Source organism: Pseudomonas sp. GW822-FHT04C11 (genome assembly GCF_058800905.1).
Map to the genome: position 1 here is coordinate 15,073 of NZ_JBXAMS010000004.1, position 16,549 is coordinate 31,621.

The 16,549-nt window shown below is 61.5% G+C and carries 13 protein-coding genes and 1 pseudogene; 4 read left to right on the forward strand and 10 right to left on the reverse strand.

What is annotated here, in order from left to right; all coding sequences use genetic code 11:
- Positions 1-138: 138 nt before the first annotated feature.
- Positions 139-348 (reverse strand): annotated as a pseudogene (locus AC1RJ3_RS07820) (addiction module antidote protein); the annotation flags it as partial.
- Between the two features lie 577 nt (positions 349-925).
- Here AC1RJ3_RS07820 and AC1RJ3_RS07825 point away from each other — a divergent pair.
- On the forward strand, positions 926-1,300 hold the full coding sequence (locus AC1RJ3_RS07825) for a DUF6124 family protein (RefSeq protein ID WP_493078253.1): 375 nt from the start codon (positions 926-928) through the stop codon (positions 1,298-1,300).
- A 382-nt stretch (positions 1,301-1,682) separates the two neighbouring features.
- Positions 1,683-3,401, forward strand: a complete 1,719-nt coding sequence (locus AC1RJ3_RS07830) for a hydrogenase maturation protein (protein ID WP_493078255.1) — start codon at positions 1,683-1,685, stop codon at positions 3,399-3,401.
- Between the two features lie 45 nt (positions 3,402-3,446).
- Here AC1RJ3_RS07830 and AC1RJ3_RS07835 read toward each other — a convergent pair whose 3' ends face one another.
- Positions 3,447-6,071: an MGH1-like glycoside hydrolase domain-containing protein gene (locus AC1RJ3_RS07835; RefSeq protein WP_493078257.1), complete on the reverse strand. Its 2,625-nt coding sequence runs from the start codon at positions 6,069-6,071 to the stop codon at positions 3,447-3,449.
- A gap of 141 nt (positions 6,072-6,212) precedes the next feature.
- On the opposite strand from AC1RJ3_RS07835, the gene AC1RJ3_RS07840 reads away from it, so the two are divergent.
- Together AC1RJ3_RS07840 and AC1RJ3_RS07845 are read left to right on the forward strand one after the other, a co-directional pair.
- Complete coding sequence (locus tag AC1RJ3_RS07840) at positions 6,213-7,076, forward strand: LysR family transcriptional regulator (RefSeq protein WP_054596993.1); 864 nt, start codon at positions 6,213-6,215, stop codon at positions 7,074-7,076.
- 112 nt (positions 7,077-7,188) lie between these two features.
- The gene (locus AC1RJ3_RS07845) at positions 7,189-8,343 is read left to right on the forward strand and encodes a sterol desaturase/SRPBCC family protein (RefSeq protein WP_347929799.1); all 1,155 of its coding nucleotides are present in this window, start codon (positions 7,189-7,191) and stop codon (positions 8,341-8,343) included.
- 78 nt (positions 8,344-8,421) lie between these two features.
- On the opposite strand, the gene AC1RJ3_RS07850 is transcribed toward AC1RJ3_RS07845, so the two are convergent.
- The 8 genes from AC1RJ3_RS07850 to lexA form a co-directional block, all read right to left on the reverse strand.
- The gene (locus AC1RJ3_RS07850) at positions 8,422-8,661 is read right to left on the reverse strand and encodes an HP1242/YdcH family protein (protein WP_054596992.1); all 240 of its coding nucleotides are present in this window, start codon (positions 8,659-8,661) and stop codon (positions 8,422-8,424) included.
- Between the two features lie 208 nt (positions 8,662-8,869).
- Positions 8,870-9,529 (reverse strand): DUF799 domain-containing protein, encoded by a 660-nt coding sequence (locus AC1RJ3_RS07855; RefSeq protein WP_054596991.1) that lies wholly within the window; start codon positions 9,527-9,529, stop codon positions 8,870-8,872.
- On the reverse strand, positions 9,526-9,882 hold the full coding sequence (locus tag AC1RJ3_RS07860) for a DUF4810 domain-containing protein (protein ID WP_347930023.1): 357 nt from the start codon (positions 9,880-9,882) through the stop codon (positions 9,526-9,528). Before AC1RJ3_RS07860 ends, AC1RJ3_RS07855 begins: the two co-directional genes overlap by 4 nt.
- 45 nt (positions 9,883-9,927) lie before the next feature.
- Complete coding sequence (locus AC1RJ3_RS07865) at positions 9,928-10,602, reverse strand: CsgG/HfaB family protein (protein ID WP_347929798.1); 675 nt, start codon at positions 10,600-10,602, stop codon at positions 9,928-9,930.
- Between the two features lie 203 nt (positions 10,603-10,805).
- Positions 10,806-13,904, reverse strand: a complete 3,099-nt coding sequence (locus tag AC1RJ3_RS07870) for an error-prone DNA polymerase (RefSeq protein WP_493078260.1) — start codon at positions 13,902-13,904, stop codon at positions 10,806-10,808.
- The gene (locus AC1RJ3_RS07875; protein WP_347929796.1) at positions 13,880-15,295 is read right to left on the reverse strand and encodes a Y-family DNA polymerase; all 1,416 of its coding nucleotides are present in this window, start codon (positions 15,293-15,295) and stop codon (positions 13,880-13,882) included. The genes AC1RJ3_RS07870 and AC1RJ3_RS07875 overlap by 25 nt, the downstream gene beginning before the upstream one ends.
- A 7-nt stretch (positions 15,296-15,302) precedes the next feature.
- Positions 15,303-15,920, reverse strand: coding sequence for a translesion DNA synthesis-associated protein ImuA (gene imuA, locus AC1RJ3_RS07880; protein WP_054596986.1), 618 nt, complete (start codon positions 15,918-15,920; stop codon positions 15,303-15,305).
- Entirely contained in the window at positions 15,920-16,537 is a 618-nt protein-coding gene (gene lexA, locus AC1RJ3_RS07885) for a transcriptional repressor LexA (RefSeq protein ID WP_493078263.1), read from the reverse strand. The genes imuA and lexA overlap by 1 nt, the downstream gene beginning before the upstream one ends.
- Positions 16,538-16,549: the final 12 nt, after the last annotated feature.

The window sequence follows — 16,549 nt, forward strand, 5'->3', positions numbered from 1 at the left end:
GACTGCGTAGCAGGCCCAATTCAGGGCCGCTTCGCGCCCCAGCGGGAGCAAGCTCCCTCGCCACAACTGCGGTTGTGCCTGAAACATCGGCTTAAGTGAACAGCATTGCGCCATTGGCGGGCTTGTTGTTCAAGGATTTCAAGCACGCCCAACGGTGGCGTGGAGCTCAATGCCCATCGCACGCATCACTTTAATCACCGTGTCGAAGCGTGGCTTGGCGCCTGGCGCAAATGCTTTGTACAAGCTTGCCCGACCAAGGCCTGAGTCATTCGCAATCTGGGCCATACCGCGCGCTTTGGCGACGTATCCAACCGCACGGATGAACTCGTCAGTGTCGCCCTCGGCCACTTCCAATCGAGGGTCACTTTATGCCTTGGTCCTCCACGTGAAACCCTACATAGATAACCAAGGTGTAGAGCCTGCACCCGTAGCAGCTGTCGAGCCCGCGAGGCTGCGTTCGAGGACAGAGTCCTCGCCAACCCTGCGTACGCGATTTACCTGAAAGAAGGTGTTGCTTGATTTTACGACCGCTTCGCGGCCGAACGCAGCCTCGCGGGCTCGGCAGCTGCTACGACGGGCGTTTAAGCTTGCCTACGCAGTGCTCATCAGAGGCTACAACGTCTTGCGTCACGGCCTACACCTACGCCAGAATCCGCCGGCTTGTGCGCTTTTGGCCTTGCTCTTATTGTTTCCGTGTCACTGCTCATCAGTGATCGGGTCTGCAAGCCCGCCGGAAATAACCAGTCGCACAGCAACACCATAAGCAAAGGACGATTTTTTGTGTCCGCTTTATGGCGGCTTTGCGCGGGAGACCTTAGGGTCTGCCGGGTTCCTGGTTTCCCGGTCTTGCAGACCCGCGCTTAGCTGCCACCCATCATCTGCAAGTGATATTGGCAGCTCCTTTGAAACAATCAGGAGCATCACCATGTTCAAACCAACGCCCAACCCTCCCGAAACCGATCCGGTCTCTCCCTACGCCTCCCTCGATTCAAAAGAACTCCACGCCGCCGCACACCGTGCGCTCGATCACTACCTGGTGCTGCCCGAGACCAAGCAGTTGTTAGCCGACCGACGTCCTGGCTGCATTTTCGTCATTGCCCCGGACGTCGACAGCGAAACCCTGCTGGCCCACGCCTGCGAAACCCTCGCCTCAGTGAATGTCATGGCCAGCGATCTGGCGTTTGAGCTCGAAGGCCCCAAGCGCAATACCGCGCTGGCGATTCAGCAGATGATTTCGCTGACCGAATTGGCGGTGAATCGCGCCCTCGATCACCTAGATCCACCGGATTCACCGCAGTAGCCAATCCGGCGCAGTCATTGTGGCGAGGGAGCTTGCTCCCGCTCGGCCGCGAAGCGGTCGTAATCCGGTAATCGCGCGCTATCTGGTTATTCGCGGTGGCTGATTTTAGGGTCGCTTCGCAACCCAGCGGGAGCAAGCTCCCTCGCCACGGAACCGTATGGGCCTTTAGGCAGTGTTCGCAGACCACACAAAGCCCGCCACCTTTTCACAAGGTTGGCGGGTTTTGTTGTTTTGATCGTCGACTGATGAACAATTTGCAAACACAAGATTGATCTCGATCAGCTAACCCTCGCCACACACTCTCTACCCTTGCGCCTCCATCAAAGGCCAGGGACGGCTCAATGGGAGCCTCCGGCCGCGCATCCTCAGGGAAGAGTCACTCATGCGATCATTGAAGATCATTTTGTTGTCATCGGCGTTCAACGGTTTGACCCAACGGGCCTGGCTGGACTTGCGCCAGTCGGGTCACGAGCCCAGTGTGGTGCTGTTCACCGACGAAGCCTCGGTGTGCCGGCAGATCGAAGAATCGGCGGCCGATCTGGTGATCTGCCCATTTCTCAAGGATCGCGTTCCGCAACGGCTCTGGAGCAACCCGGATCGCCCAGTGGTGATCATTCACCCAGGCATCGTCGGCGACCGCGGCGCCAGTGCGCTCGACTGGGCCATCACCCAGCAGGTCAGCCGCTGGGGCGTTACGGCCTTGCAAGCGGTCGAAGAAATGGACGCCGGACCAATCTGGTCGACCTATGAATTCAATATGCCCGCCGACGTGCGCAAATCCGAGCTGTACAACGGCCCGGTGAGCGACGCCGCGATCTATTGCATCCGTGACGTGGTGGAAAAATTCGCCAGCGACTTCGTCCCGACACCCCTCGATTACACGCAACCGAACGTCATCGGGCGCCTGAAGCCAAACATGAAACAGGCCGACCGAACCTTCAGCTGGCACGATTGCGCGCAGTTCATCAAACGCACCCTCGATGCCGCCGACGGTCAACCCGGAGTGCTGGCGAGCCTGGCCGGCGGGCAGTATTACCTGTACGACGCCCACCTGGATTCACGTACCGGCACGCCGGGGGAAATCCTTGCCGTGCAAGACGATGCCGTACTGGTCGCGACCGGCGATCACAGCCTGTGGATCGGCTCGCTCAAACGCAAGGCTCAGCCAGGAGAAGAAACCTTCAAATTGCCGGCGCGGCATGTGCTGGCCGGGCAACTCGATGCAATACCGGTACTGGACGGATCGATCGCCAACCAACCGTTCAACGAGGCGACCTATCAACCGATTCGTTATCGGGAGTCGGGTCACGTCGGTGAACTGACCTTCGAGTTCTATAACGGCGCCATGAGCACCGAACAATGCCAGCGGCTAGTTGCAGCGCTGCAGTGGGCCAAGGCTCGGGACACCCAGGTGCTGCTGATCAAGGGCGGTCGTGGAAGCTTTTCCAACGGTGTGCACCTCAATGTCATTCAGGCTGCCAAGGTGCCGGGGCTGGAAGCCTGGGCCAATATTCAGGCGATCGACGATGTCTGCAAGGAAATGTTGACGGCCCGGCAACTGGTGGTCAGCGGCCTGACCGGCAGTGCCGGAGCCGGCGGTGTGATGCTGGCGCTGGCCGCCGACATCGTGTTTGCCCGAGCGGGTGTCGTACTCAATCCGCATTACAAAACCATGGGCCTGTATGGCTCCGAATACTGGACCTACAGCCTGCCCCGAGCAGTGGGCAGCGAAATCGCGCACAAGCTGACCGAAGACTGCCTGCCGGTCAGCGCGTTTCAGTCCTGGCAGTTGGGGATGATTCAGGAGATTGGTCCACGCTGCCCCCGCGAGTTCAGCCAATGGCTGTTGCAACAGGCCAAGGGCGCTTTGACCGATGAAAAGTACGCGGCGTTTCGCGCGCAAAGAACCAGAATGGACCTTCAGCAGATCGAACACTGTCGCGAGGCCGAGCTGGCCCAGATGCAACTGGACATGGTGCACAACCGCCAGCAGTTCGCCGAGAAGTGCCGCAACTTCGTGTTCAAGCGCAAAACCTGCCAGACCCCGCAGCGCTTGATCGCGCCGTGGGCATTAGAGCGCGAAGTGACGCTGATCGCTTGATAGGCCTGGTGATCGTTCCCACGCTCCCGCGTGGGAACGAGCTCGCTAGAGCAACAACGCGACCAGCGCGCTCCAGCCGGTTTGATGGCTGGCACCCAAGCCGCGGCCGGTTTCGCCGTGGAAATACTCGTGAAATAGCACCAGGTCGCAGCTCAACGGGTCGGCCTGGAGCTGCGCGTAGCCGACCATCGACGGTCGGCTACCGTTTTCATCCCGCAAGAACAGTCGGGTCAGACGCTGGCTCAAACTGTCGGCTACCTGGGCAAGCGATGCCAGATAGCCTGAGCCGCTGGGGTATTCGACCGAAAAATTTTCGCCGTAGTAGCGATGAAACTCACGCAACGACTCGATCAGCAGGTAGTTGATCGGCATCCACAACGGCCCGCGCCAGTTGGAATTGCCGCCGTACAGCCGCGAACCGGATTCCGCCGGTTCATAGTCGGCACACAGTTTGTTGCCATTGATCTGCATGCCAAACGGATGCTCGGCGAAGGCTTTGGACAAGGAGCGAACGCCGAATTCGGAGAGGAACTCGGCCTCATCGAGCATGCGCTTGAGCAGGTTTTTGGTGCGCTCGCCACGCAACAGCGCGAGCAGGATCCGATTGCCTTTTCCAGGCTCGGTCCAGCGTGAAATCAGACTTGCCAGGTCCGGCCGATGATGCAGGAAGCCCAATAAACGCTCACGCAAGCCGGGCAACCCTTCGTGCTCGTGCTGTTCCAGCACCTGCACTGCAAACAGCGGCATCAAGCCAACGATAGAGCGCAGGCGCAGCGGTTCGTTGACCCCATCCGGGCGGTGCAGCACATCGTAGAAAAACTGATCCTGCTCATCCCACAACCCTTCCGCGGCATCGTCCACGCGGTTGATGGCGCCGGCGATATAGAGGAAGTGCTCGAAGAACTTCACCGCGATATCGACGTACACCGGATTGCGCTTGGCCAGTTCCAGGGCAATCCGCATCAAGTCCAGCGCATACGCCGCCACCCATGCCGTGCCGTCGGCCTGATCCAGGTGAAAACCGGGGGGTAACGCGGCCGAACGGTCAAACAGCGCAATGTTGTCCAGCCCGAGAAACCCGCCCTGGAACAGGTTGCGACCTTCGGCATCCTTGCGGTTGACCCACCAGGAAAAATTCAGCAGCAGCTTGTGGAAAATCCGCTCGAGAAAATCCATATCGCCGACGCCGGTCAAGGCCTTGTCACGCTGATACACCCGCCAACTGGCCCAGGCATGCACCGGCGGGTTGGCATCGTCGAAACGCCATTCGTAGGCCGGCAGTTGGCCGTTGGGGTGCATGAAGCGGTCTTTGACCAACAGCAGCAGTTGATGCTTGGCAAAACCCGGATCGATCAACGCGTAAGCAACGGCCTGAAAGCCCAGGTCCCACGAGGCGTACCACGGATATTCCCAGGTATCGGGCATGGAAACGATGTCGGAGTTCGACAAATGCCGCCAATGGGTGTTGCGGATGTTCAGCCGTCCGGGCGGTGGCGAGGGTTGTCCGGGGTCGCCATCGAGCCAGCGATTGACGTCGAAGTAATACAGCTGCTTGGACCAGAGCAGCCCGGCCAGCGCCTGACGCTGAACGTTACGTGCGTCCGGGTCCGTCATCTGTGCTTGCAGCACCGCGTAATAGTCATCGGCCTCCAAGCGGCGGCGTTCGAACAGCGCCTTGGCGTTGACCTTGGGCGCGACGGTCGGCGCAAAGCGCAGGTAGATGCATTTGCGCGCCAGCCCGTCCAGTTCGAGAACAAAATGCGCCGCGACCCGAGTACCGGCGTCACGCCGAATCGCCCCCGCCACACCGTCGACCAGATAATCGTTGATGCCATCCTTGAACGGGCCGTTGGCGGGCACACCGTCGAGTTTCGGATGATTGGTCTGGTTGTCGCAGAACAGCCACTCACACCCCTCCTCGCCCCAGGCACTGAGTTGCCGGTCCGTGAGCATCGGGTGCCGCGCCAGGACCGAATCACCGGTCAGCGTCAGGCTGGGCATGTGTCGGTCACCGCCCCAACTCCAGGTATTGCGCGCCCACACCTGGGGCAAGACTCGCAGACGCGCCGGCAGATCCGAACGGTTGTGCACGGTGACCCGCATCAACAGATCGTCCGGGCTGTTCTTGGCGTATTCCACCGTTACGTCGAAGTAGCGGTCGTCCTCGAACACCCCGGTATCGAGGATTTCATACTCGGTATCGCAAAGGCCGCGACGAGCGTTTTCAGCCACCAGGTCGGCATAGGGAAACATAGCTTGCGGGTATTTGTAGAGCATGCGCATGTAGGCATGGCTCGGCACCCCGTCGACATAAAAATACAGCTCTTTGACGTCCTCGCCGTGATTGCCTTCGGCATTGTTCAGGCCAAACAGGCGCTCCTTGAGAATCGGGTCGCGCTCGTTCCATAGCCCCAACCCGATGCACCAGTGCTGGGCCCGGTCGCAGAACCCGGCCAATCCGTCCTCGCCCCAACGATAGGCCCGGCTGCGGGCGTGCTCATGCGGGAAATAGGTCCAGGCATCGCCATCGGCGCTGTAGTCCTCGCGCACGGTGCCCCATTGCCGTTCACTCAAATACGGGCCCCACTCACGCCAGCACTCCGCCTCATCGCCAACCAAACGCTGGCCTTCGACGGTGTCGAGAATGTTCTTGGCCGACTGCGCTGTCATGGGAACGTCCGTTGTTGTCCGGGATGGTTTGCAGTGTAGAGCGAGGATTCGCCCCCGTGCATGCCGCCTCATGTTCATTCAACTCGAGTTCAGGCGCGCGCTTGCTCTACACTGCGGGGCTCTTCACCTCAGCGACTGCTTATGGACATCGATCTCGCCCGTACCTTTCTGGAAATCGTTCGCTGCGGCAGTCTTGCGGCCGCCGCCGATAAGCTGCACGTCACCCAGACCGCGATCACCGCTCGGGTACAGAAGCTCGAAAGCCAGCTCGCCAGCACCTTGTTCGTGCGCAACCGCGCTGGCGCTCGCCTGACCGCAGACGGTGAAGCCTTCGTGGTGTACGCCAATCAGCTGGTACAGACGTGGGAAGCCGCGCGCCGGGATTTGCCGTTGCCGGAAGGCTACCGCAATGTGCTGCACATCGGCGGCGAGGTCAGTTTGTGCAACCCATTGATGCTCAGTTGGGCCCGCGAACTGCGTGAGAAGATCCCCAGCCACGCCTTACGCACAGAAATCCGCGACGGCGAAAACCTGCTGCGCCAGCTGGAATTGGGCGTGCTGGATGCCGCGCTGGTGTTTCAACCCGAGTACTGGCCACAGCTGCAAGTGGAGCAACTGCTTGAGGAGAAACTCATTCTGGTGCGCCTGCCGTCCAGACCCGAACCCTACGTCTATATCGACTGGGGCAAGGAGTTTCGGCGCCAGCACGACGCGGCGCTGCCGGACAAGGCCAAAGCCGCGGTGAGCTTCAATCTCGGCCCGCTGGCGCTGCAATACATCCTGCAGAACGGTGGCACCGGTTATTTCCGCACTCGGGTGGTTCAGACCTACCTCGACAGCGGCGTGCTGGAACGGGTGCCCAAAGCCCCGGAATTCAGTTACCCGACCTATCTGGTGTATTCGCGGGATCGCGACTCGGCGGTGCTGCAACAGGCCTTCGAGTTGTTGCGCGAACTGGTCAAGACCGACAGCGACTGGTCGCAGCGCTGGGATCCGTTGATCTGAGCAACATCCATACCCGTTCGGCGTGAATACCCACTCATTCCCGACATTCATTGGCTGAATAATTTCTCCGCGACTAGTCTTTTGTTAATAACAACGACAACAGGTGATCGCGGTGAGGCAAACCACGCAGGCGTTTCGTGCCCGTTACCGGGCCGATATTCATCGGCTCTACAACCCGTGGCTGCACGGCGGTTTTGTGTTGGCCTTCGGTGTGCTGGGCATCACGCTGTTCTGGAGCACCGTGCACCAGGTGCAACCGCTGGAGTGGCTGGCGGTGCCGCTGACGCTGTTGTTTTTCAATTTCGCGGTCTACGTGGTGCACCGCCACCTGGGCCATCACAAAAAGGCTTTTGCGCGGTTGTTCTATGCCCGACACGCAGGCGATCACCACAGTTTTTTCGCCCCCGGCTACATGACCTACGATTCTGCGCGCGACTGGCGGGTGATTCTGTTTCCCGCGTGGCTGATTGTGCTGCACAGCCTGGCGATCACCCTGCCCGCCTGGTGGCTGCTCAAACATCTCAATGGCAACATCGCCGGACTGTTCGCAGGCTGCATGATCCTCGGCTACCTGGCCTATGAGGTGTTTCACGCCTGCGAACATCTGCCGCCGGGCAATCCCGTCACCCGCCTGCCGTGGATTCGCCAGATGCGCCGCCTGCACGCACTGCATCACCGTCGCGAGCTGATGCAGGAGCGCAATTTCAATATCGTTTTCCCGCTAATGGACTACCTGTTTGGCACGCTGTATTGGGAGGCTGAACCCGATCATTCGCACCTTCAAACGAGACGAGCGCCCATGACCCGCCTGCAACACCGGATCGACATCGGGCGCGACCCGATCTCGGTGCTTGCCTACGCCAGCACCGCGACGCGTTGGCCTGAGTGGCACCCGTCATCGCTGAAAGTCGACGGCCCGCCAGGACCGCTGCACGCGGGGGCACGTTTTGAAGAGGACATTCATGCGGGTGGACGAGCCGGGCATCTGAGCTGGGAGGTCGAGGAGTATTTGCCGGGGCGACGCTGGAGCGCTCGCGCTCAGGGTGATCATGGTCTGGAGCTGCTGCTGACTTATGAATGCGCCAGCGAGGGTGGCAGCACGCGCTTCGTTCGCACCCTGGAATACCGCTTCAGCGGACGACTGATGCGCCTGGCCAATCGACTGCTGCTCAAGCGGCGTATCGAGCACGAATCGGCAGCCTCGATGCTGGCCTTGCGCGACATGGCGCAACAGACGATCCCGGCCCAGACAGGGGCAATCGCCTGATACGCAACACTCAATGTTGAATCAACGCTTGCAATCGGGCTGCCAAACAAGGGGGCGACACCGCGCCCCCCACGGTGGTCACGTTCTGACAGAACCGTTCAAACTCCGGGATATTTCGTCTTTGATTGAAAGGCGCTTTGCCTTGAGCTTCCTCAATTCGTCATCTGCCAGAGCCTGGGCTTCTGCCTCCAGGACACGCTTGTCGATATCCGAATATTTGTCCAGCAGCGCGTTCAGGTGAGGATCATTGGCGCGCTTTTGCTGAATGACTTCCTTTGAGCAGCTCAGGTCCTGATACAGGTCATGATTAACCGGCATGGAACACCTCCGTTTGTTGATCGGTGGCGAACGCCATTGCGTGCGCTCGCCAGTTATCAGAATGGCCTCGCTCGGTGGTCGCTGTCGACTATCAATCAGACCAGCGGTGACCGTTGGTCGGACGTGTCGATATTGTCAGCGCCCTCACCCACCAGAATAGTCTCGTGCCCGCCGCTGTGTTGAGCACCGCATGTCGGCAACCGGAATTTCAGTCGGTGCCGTACATCGGCGACCGCGGCCCGTACAGCAAGCCCGCCGGGTGTCCCGCCGACAGCAGTCGTGCGCTGGTGATACCGGCAATCGGGTGACCGGCGTCGGTGGAGCTGTTGATGACCTGCTTGACCGCTGCGGTGATCAGCGCACCCAACAAACCGCCTCCACTGTTGTTGTTGCCCTCTTCGCTCGACGCGCTGGCCGAGCCGGTCCACAAGGTCGTGCCCGTCTTGAGGTCCACCAGTTTCGCGCTGGCGGTAACCACGGTTGCACTGGAGATCACCATGTAGCGAGTGCCGTAGTCAGTCACGGTAATGTAGAGCGCGGCATCGGCACCGAAGATTTCTTGCAGTTTGTTGGCCGGCGCCTGGTGGATGTCCGCCGGCGTGGTCAGGCCGTTCTGGTGGAACGTCTCGTCGACCAGCGCGATCGGCAGCACGTAGTAACCGGCTTCAGCCAGCGGGTACGTAACCTGCGAGAGCATGCTGTAGGACGCCTTGACGTCCGGCGAGTTGTTCAGCGGCGGTAGCACCAGAATGGTTTTTGGACGGCTTTGCTTGTAAGCCGAGTAGTCCACAGTCTTGGGGCTGACGCAACCGCCGAGGACGGCCAGGGCCAGCAAGCCGGCCATCAGTTTCAATGAGCGCGCGATCATTGGGCATCTCCGGTCTTGGCGTTTTTAAGCAGAAAGTTCATGTACGGCGTCGACTCGGGAAACAGGGTCTTCTCGGTTCTGAACTGCTGCACCATCTGATCGTCCTTGCCCAGGCTCAGGTACAACAGCCCCAGGTGAGCGTGGTAACCAGGCGGCGGAGTCTTGCCGGTGGACTTGATCTTTTGCAGGTCGCGCTCCAGCGCTTCGGCCTGAGCTTCCTTGGGCTCTTCGCCTTTGAAATACTCATAAACCTGTGGCTGGTAGCCTTCCCACTGATAAAGGGTTTTCGGACTGTTGCATCCGGCCAGTAAGCCACTGACCAGCAACATCGACGTCATCAACGCCCACGACATATAACGTTTGAACATGCTTGTACCGCTCCTTGTCATCGACCTTGATCAGTTGCCCGGCTTCCATGCACCCGAGTTCATGCCATCCACCAGGCGATTGATCGCCTCGCGCATGGCCAGGTCGAGCACCTTGCCGTTGAGGGTCGAATCGTAGGCAGCAGTACCGCCGAAGCCGATGACTTCACGGTTGGACAAGGCGTATTCACCTGCGCCCTGGGTCGAATAAACGACTTCCGAGGTGCTGATATTGACGATATTCAAATTGACCTTGGCGTATGCCACCTGGGTCTTGCCACGGCCAAGAATGCCGAACAGCTGGTGATCGCCGGTCTCTTTGCGACCGAACTCGGTAACGTCGCCGGTCACCACGAAATCAGCACCCTTGAGGCGCTGGGCCTGCCCCTTGATCGATGCTTCCTGCTGGATCTCGCCCATGTTGTCGCGGTCCAGCACGCTGAAGCGGTTGGTCTGCTGCAAATGAGTGATCAGGATGGTCTTGGCCTGACCGCCGAGGCGATCCACGCCATCGGAGAAGATCCCGCGCATGTAGCTCGAACGGTTGTCGAACTTGCCGACAGCCATCGGCACTCGAACACCGACAAAGGCCTGGCTGGCGCTTTCGACTTTGGCTACCGGCAATGCCCGGGAGCTTTCGGTCGCACACCCGGCCATCGCGCCCAATACGGCAATCGCTGCCCCTGATACCACCATTCGAGAGATCATTCTCACTGTGCATTCCTTCTGAAAAACGGTTTATCCCGGCATGACAGCGACCCGCCACTGCGGATTGTAGTGGCGAAAAAGCGATGGGGATTCGAATCGATAAGCGACGTGCAGGACGTCAGCGGGCGCCATTATGACAAAGTGCCACTACTGATGACAGTGTTTATATTTTCTGGCGTCAGTTTCTTGAATGATCATGACGACTAGTGAAAATCCCGGCTATGCACGCTGATGCCGTTGAGCAACGGGCTCAGGTCGCTCAAGCGTCCGGCGATCAGGTGCCGGACTTCGCCGACCTTCTCCCAGCGGCCGTCGATCTTGAGCAATTGCGAGCCGATCAGTGCTTTGCGTTGACGCTCGGCGAGGTCGCGCCAGACCACGACGTTGATGTTGCCGAACTCATCTTCAAGGGTCACGAAGGTCACTCCACTGGCCGTGCCCGGGCGTTGGCGGCCGGTGACCAGGCCGGCGACGCTGACGTTGCGCCCATGTTCGACCTCCAGCAATTCCCGTGAGCTGCGGCAACGTCGGGCACGCAACTCATCGCGCAACAAGGCCAGCGGATGCGGGCCGAGGGTCGTACCGACGCTGCTGTAGTCAGCTTGCAGGTCTTCGCTCACGGTCGGTTTGGGTAACACCACGCAAGGCTCTTCCTGGCTCGGCAACCCGGCAAACAACCCAAGTTGCTTCTGCACCCCCGCCACTTCCCAGCGCGCGCGATGGCGATCACCGGCCAGCCTGCGCAACGCTCCGGCGTCGGCCAGTTGTTCTTGCGCACGAGCATCAAGCCGGGCGCGCTCGCCCAGGTCGGCGATGTCGATGAACTCACCCTGCAAACGCGCGGCTTCGATGCGGCGCGCATCGTCCTCGCGAAAGCCCTTGATCATGCGCAACCCCAGGCGAATCGCCGGTTGCTCACCGTCAGTCGGCTCCAGGCTGCAATCCCAATCGCTGGCGGCCACGTCCACCGGACGGATCTGCAACTGATGCCGGCGTGCATCCTGGAGAATCTGGTCCGGGCTGTAGAAACCCATCGGCCAGCTGTTGATCAGCGCACAGGCGAACGCCGCCGGCTCATGGCATTTCAACCAGCAGCTGGCGTAGGTCAGCAAGGCAAAACTGGCGGCGTGGGATTCGGGAAAACCGTAGCTGCCAAAGCCCTTGATCTGCTCGAAGATCTGCGCGGCGAACTCCTCCGAGTAGCCGTTTTTCAGCATGCCTTCGCGAAGGCGTTTCTGGTGCGGCTCAAGACCGCCATGGCGCTTCCAGGCCGCCATGCAACGGCGCAACTGATCGGCCTCGCCGGGACTGTAGTCGGCGGCCACAATCGCGATCTGCATGACCTGCTCCTGAAACAACGGCACGCCGAGAGTGCGTTTGAGCACGGCCTCCAGTTGCACCGAGGGATAGGTTTCCGGCTCTTCCTTGTTACGCCGTCGCAGGTACGGGTGCACCATCCCGCCCTGGATCGGACCGGGACGAACGATGGCCACTTCGATCACCAGATCATAGAAATTCTGGGGTTTGAGTCGGGGCAACATCGACATCTGCGCCCGAGACTCGATCTGGAACACTCCGATGGTGTCGGCGCGGCTGATCATCTCGTAGGTTTTCGGGTCCTCGGACGGTATGTTGGCCAGGCTCAGGTCTCGCCCGCGGTGGTCGCGCAGCAGGTCAAAGCAGCGGCGAATGGCGCTGAGCATGCCGAGGGCAAGAATGTCGACCTTGAGCAGGCCGACCATATCCAGGTCGTCCTTGTCCCACTGGATGATCGTGCGCTCGGCCATGGCTGCGTTTTCCACCGGCACCAGGCTGTCCAGCGGCTGCTCGGAAATCACGAAACCGCCCGGATGCTGGGACAGGTGCCGGGGGAAGCCGATCAACTGCCGGGTCAAGCTCAGCACCTGGCGCAACACCGGGCTGTCCGGGTCGAAGCCACCTTCGCGCAGACGCTCCAGCGGCGGTACATCGTCGCTCCAATGGCCACAGCAATCGGCCAGCGCGTTGACCTGATCCGGCGGCAAACCGAGGGCCTTGGCCACGTCGCGGATCGCACCGGCACCGTGGTAAGTGCTGACCACCGCCGTCAGCGCGGCCCGCGTCCTGCCGTAACGCTGGAACACGTACTGCAAGACTTCTTCGCGGCGCTCGTGCTCGAAATCGACGTCGATGTCCGGTGGCTCGTTGCGCTCTTTGGAGAGGAACCGCTCGAACAGCATGCTCGTCCGGCTCGGGTCGATTTCAGTGATTCCCAGCGCGTAACACACCGCCGAGTTGGCGGCCGAACCGCGCCCCTGACACAGAATGCGCTGGCTGCGGGCGAAGCTGACGATGTCTTCGACGGTGAGGAAGTAACTCTCGTAACCGAGCTCGACGATCAGCTTCAGCTCCTTTTCGATCAGCGCCATGACCGTGCTGTCCGGCCCTTCAGGCCAACGTCTGCTCAGGCCCTGTTCGGTCAACCGACGTAGCCAGGAAGTCGGGGTCTGCCCTTCAGGCACCAGCTCACGCGGGTATTGGTAGCGCAACTGGCCGAGGTCGAAAGTACAACGTCGGGCAATGATCAGCGTTTCTTCAAGCAGCGACGCTGGGTACAGTTCACGCAACGCCTCAAGGCTGCGCAAGTGCCGTTCGCCATTGGGATGCAAGCGCTGCCCGGCGTCGGCGACCCGCACATGCAGACGAATTGCCGTCATGGTGTCCTGCAATGCACGCCGACCACGGGCATGCATGTGCACATCGCCGCTGGCCACCACCGGAATCTGCAAGCGGGCAGCCAGGGCCTGCCAATCAGCCAGACGCCGGGCGTCGTTCTGCCCGCAATGCAGCTCGACCGCCAGCCACAGCCGCTCGCCGAAAATACCTTTCAGCCAGGCGCCGTGTTCCAGTGCGTCAACGGCATCTGGCACCCACAACGCCAACAGTCCGGGCAATGGCCCGTTGAAGTCTTCGCGCAACACCCGGTACTGGCCCTTTTCCGTACGCCGTCGGGCATGGGTGATCAGCCGGCACAGGGCCTGATAACCCTCAAGGTTTTCCACCAGCAACACCAGCTTGGGGCCGTTCTCGATGCGCATTTCACTGCCGATGATCAACGGCAATTCCAGCGCCTTGGCCGCTTGCCAGGCGCGGACGATACCGGCCAGGGTGCACTCGTCGGTGATCGCCAGGGCTTGGTAACCCTGACGTTTGGCCCGCTCGAACAGCTCGTGGGCACTGGACGCCCCGCGCTGGAAACTGAAGTTCGACAGGCAGTGCAGTTCGGCGTAGCCGGCGCTCATGCGAACCAGCCTTGCAGCCACAGCGGCCCGGCCTCGCCCACCGTACGATAGGCCCAGGCCTTGGAGCCTGTGCGGGTTTCGATCAGGTAGTAATCGCGGCGCACGTCGGCGCCATCCCACCAGCCGGACTCGATGCGCTCCGGCCCCATGAGGATGCGCGCCGTGCCTTCGTGCACGGGTAACGGCTCGGTCAGCAACCAGCCGGGACGCTGTACATCAGGCAGCGCCGGACAGGCCTGAGGTTGTGCATTCGGCAGCCAGGCACACTCCGGCCGGTGATCGGACTGAAAACCCAGGCCCTGCACCGCCTCATCCCCGAGCCGCGCACGCAAGCGTTCGCGCAGTTGTTCCCAGGGCAAGGACTGTTGCGGGCGTTCGTCGAACAGCTCCCGGCGCTGCGGGACGAAGCTTGGCAAGTCCTGCGCCGACAGCCGAAAACCGCGTACCGGCGCCTCGACCTGCACCTGTTCCAGCCGACCGCGCGCGAGTTCGAAGAGCATCGCCGGGTCGCGCTCGGCGCTCAGCAGGCCGACCTTGATCAGCGTGTCCGGCAACCCGGCGTGTTCCAGATGCAGGTCAAAGCGCTGCACGCCGCTGTCCCGGCCACAGAGGAACGCCGAGAGATCACCGGTCAGCCGGCGCAAGGGGAACAGCAATGCCTGATGGGATTGCACATCGAAATTCAGCTCGATCCGCACATCGAAACGGTCCGGCGGCAGATAAAACCCCAGGGCCAGCGGCCGTTCGCCCAACAAGGTATCGAGGTGCTTGAGCACTTGCGCCTCGAAGCGTCGGGCCAGGGTTTGACGCGGCAGCGCCTGAACCTGGCCCAAGGTGCGCAAGCCCATGCGCGACAGTGCAGTGGCGACCGTTTGCTCAAGCCCGATCCGCTCGACAGGCATCTGCCCGAGCAATTGCCGTAGTGCGTCATTGTCCGGCACCGCCAGACCGTCGTAGGCATTGGCCAGGACCCGTGCGGCCAGCGGGTTGGGCGCCGCGACCAGTCGATGGCGAAACCCCAGTGCCGTGAGCTCTGCGCGCAACCGCGCCTCGAACTGCGACCAAGGCCCGAACAGCCCCAGGCTCGATTCGATTTCAAACAGCACCGCACGCGGGTAATGCACGCTGACCTGGGAGCTGAAGCGATAGGCCCAGGCGGCGAGAAACTGCTGCCAATGCTCGATTTCGGCCACGTCATAGTCGGCGCTGACAAAGGCCTTGCTCAAGGCCTGGGCGGCGGTCATCGACTGGCCCGGACGCAGCCCCAATGCTCGCGCCGGCGCATTGACCGCTTGCAACACCCGACGCTGCGCCGGGCCGCTCAGCAACACCAACGGTTCGTCAGGATCGCTGCGCTGACGCAACACCGCGTCCAGCGCCAGTTGCGGGAAAAGGATACAGACCCAGCGCATGCCAACCTCACTGCCCCGTGGCGAAGGCAATCGGTGCCGAACGGGCCAGCCCGCCACGGCACTTGAGCACCCTTAACTGCGCGGGCCTTGAATCGATGGCGATGCGCAGGGCTGCCGGCGAAGGATTGATGGCGTCCTTGATCGAGCGATAGGCAAACGCCAGGGTCTGCCCGGTTTCCGCCGCCACCTGCAAACGGCGCAAGGCGCGGTCATCCGCCTGTTGCGGCCAGCACAACACCGCCCCGCAACTGCCTGAGCGCAGGCATTGTTCCGCCGCCCACAGTGCCTCGCGGTCACTGGCCTGGATGATCGACAATTGCCGCAAATCCACCCCGGCGTTCTGCCAGGCTTGGGGATACGGCACATACGGCGGCGCTACCAGCACCACCCGCTCACCGGCGGTCGTCAGTCGGGCCAAGGTTGGCCATACCAGCTGCAACTCGCCCACGCCCTGCCCGGCGACAAGGATTTCGCTCAGTGCCGCTTCCGGCCAGCCGCCGCTGGGCAACGCCGCGTCCAGTGCCGCATGCCCGGTCGGTTGCGGGCTGATGCTCGGCGGCGCGGGCCGGCCTTTCCAGACCTGGCCGCCATTGAACAGCGTATCCAGCGCAACGACGGCGCCCATCACCCTTGCCTCACCAGACCGCAGAACACCCCTTCAATCGCCAGGTCCTGATCGGCGGTGACCACAATGGGGCTGTAATCCGGGTTGCGCGGCAGCAACCGCACGCTGTCCCCTACCCGCTCAAAGCGCTTGATGGTGACTTCGCCCTCAAGCCGCGCAACGACGATCTGGCCGTTCCGCACCTCGGCACTGCGGCGCACGCCCACCAGATCACCGTCGAGAATGCCGTCGCCGATCATCGAGTCGCCCTGAACCCGCAGCAGGTAGTCCGGTGTGCGCGAGAACATTGCCGGATCCAGCCACAAGCGGCTGTGCACCTCGGCATCGACTCCCATCGGCACACCGGCGGCCACCCGCCCGAGTACCGGGATGTCCAGCAACTCGGGGCGACGCGGCTGATTGAGCAAGCGAATACCGCGGGCCTGGTGCGGATTGACCTCGATGAAACCGGCCTCGGTCAGCGCCACCACATGCTTGCGCGCCACGCTGCGTGAGGCAAAACCGAACGCCTCGCTGATTTCAGCGAGGCTCGGTGACTGGCCTTGTTGCGCGATACGGTCGCGGATGAAGGTCAGGATGGCGGTACGGCGGGGAGTCAAAGTCGTCATGGAGTACATTTGTACTCCTCT

Excerpts from the sequence above, each read along its gene's own strand:
- AC1RJ3_RS07865 (WP_347929798.1), bottom strand. The coding sequence starts at position 10,602 with ATGATCTCTCGAATGGTGGTATCAGGGGCAGCGATTGCCGTATTGGGC.
- imuA (WP_054596986.1), bottom strand. The coding sequence starts at position 15,920 with ATGGGCGCCGTCGTTGCGCTGGATACGCTGTTCAATGGCGGCCAGGTC.
- AC1RJ3_RS07860 (WP_347930023.1), bottom strand. The coding sequence starts at position 9,882 with ATGTCGTGGGCGTTGATGACGTCGATGTTGCTGGTCAGTGGCTTACTG.
- lexA (WP_493078263.1), bottom strand. The coding sequence starts at position 16,537 with ATGTACTCCATGACGACTTTGACTCCCCGCCGTACCGCCATCCTGACC.
- AC1RJ3_RS07840 (WP_054596993.1), top strand. The coding sequence starts at position 6,213 with ATGGACATCGATCTCGCCCGTACCTTTCTGGAAATCGTTCGCTGCGGC.
- AC1RJ3_RS07825 (WP_493078253.1), top strand. The coding sequence starts at position 926 with ATGTTCAAACCAACGCCCAACCCTCCCGAAACCGATCCGGTCTCTCCC.
- AC1RJ3_RS07835 (WP_493078257.1), bottom strand. The coding sequence starts at position 6,071 with ATGACAGCGCAGTCGGCCAAGAACATTCTCGACACCGTCGAAGGCCAG.
- AC1RJ3_RS07830 (WP_493078255.1), top strand. The coding sequence starts at position 1,683 with ATGCGATCATTGAAGATCATTTTGTTGTCATCGGCGTTCAACGGTTTG.
- AC1RJ3_RS07875 (WP_347929796.1), bottom strand. The coding sequence starts at position 15,295 with ATGCGCTGGGTCTGTATCCTTTTCCCGCAACTGGCGCTGGACGCGGTG.
- AC1RJ3_RS07850 (WP_054596992.1), bottom strand. The coding sequence starts at position 8,661 with ATGCCGGTTAATCATGACCTGTATCAGGACCTGAGCTGCTCAAAGGAA.
- AC1RJ3_RS07855 (WP_054596991.1), bottom strand. The coding sequence starts at position 9,529 with ATGATCGCGCGCTCATTGAAACTGATGGCCGGCTTGCTGGCCCTGGCC.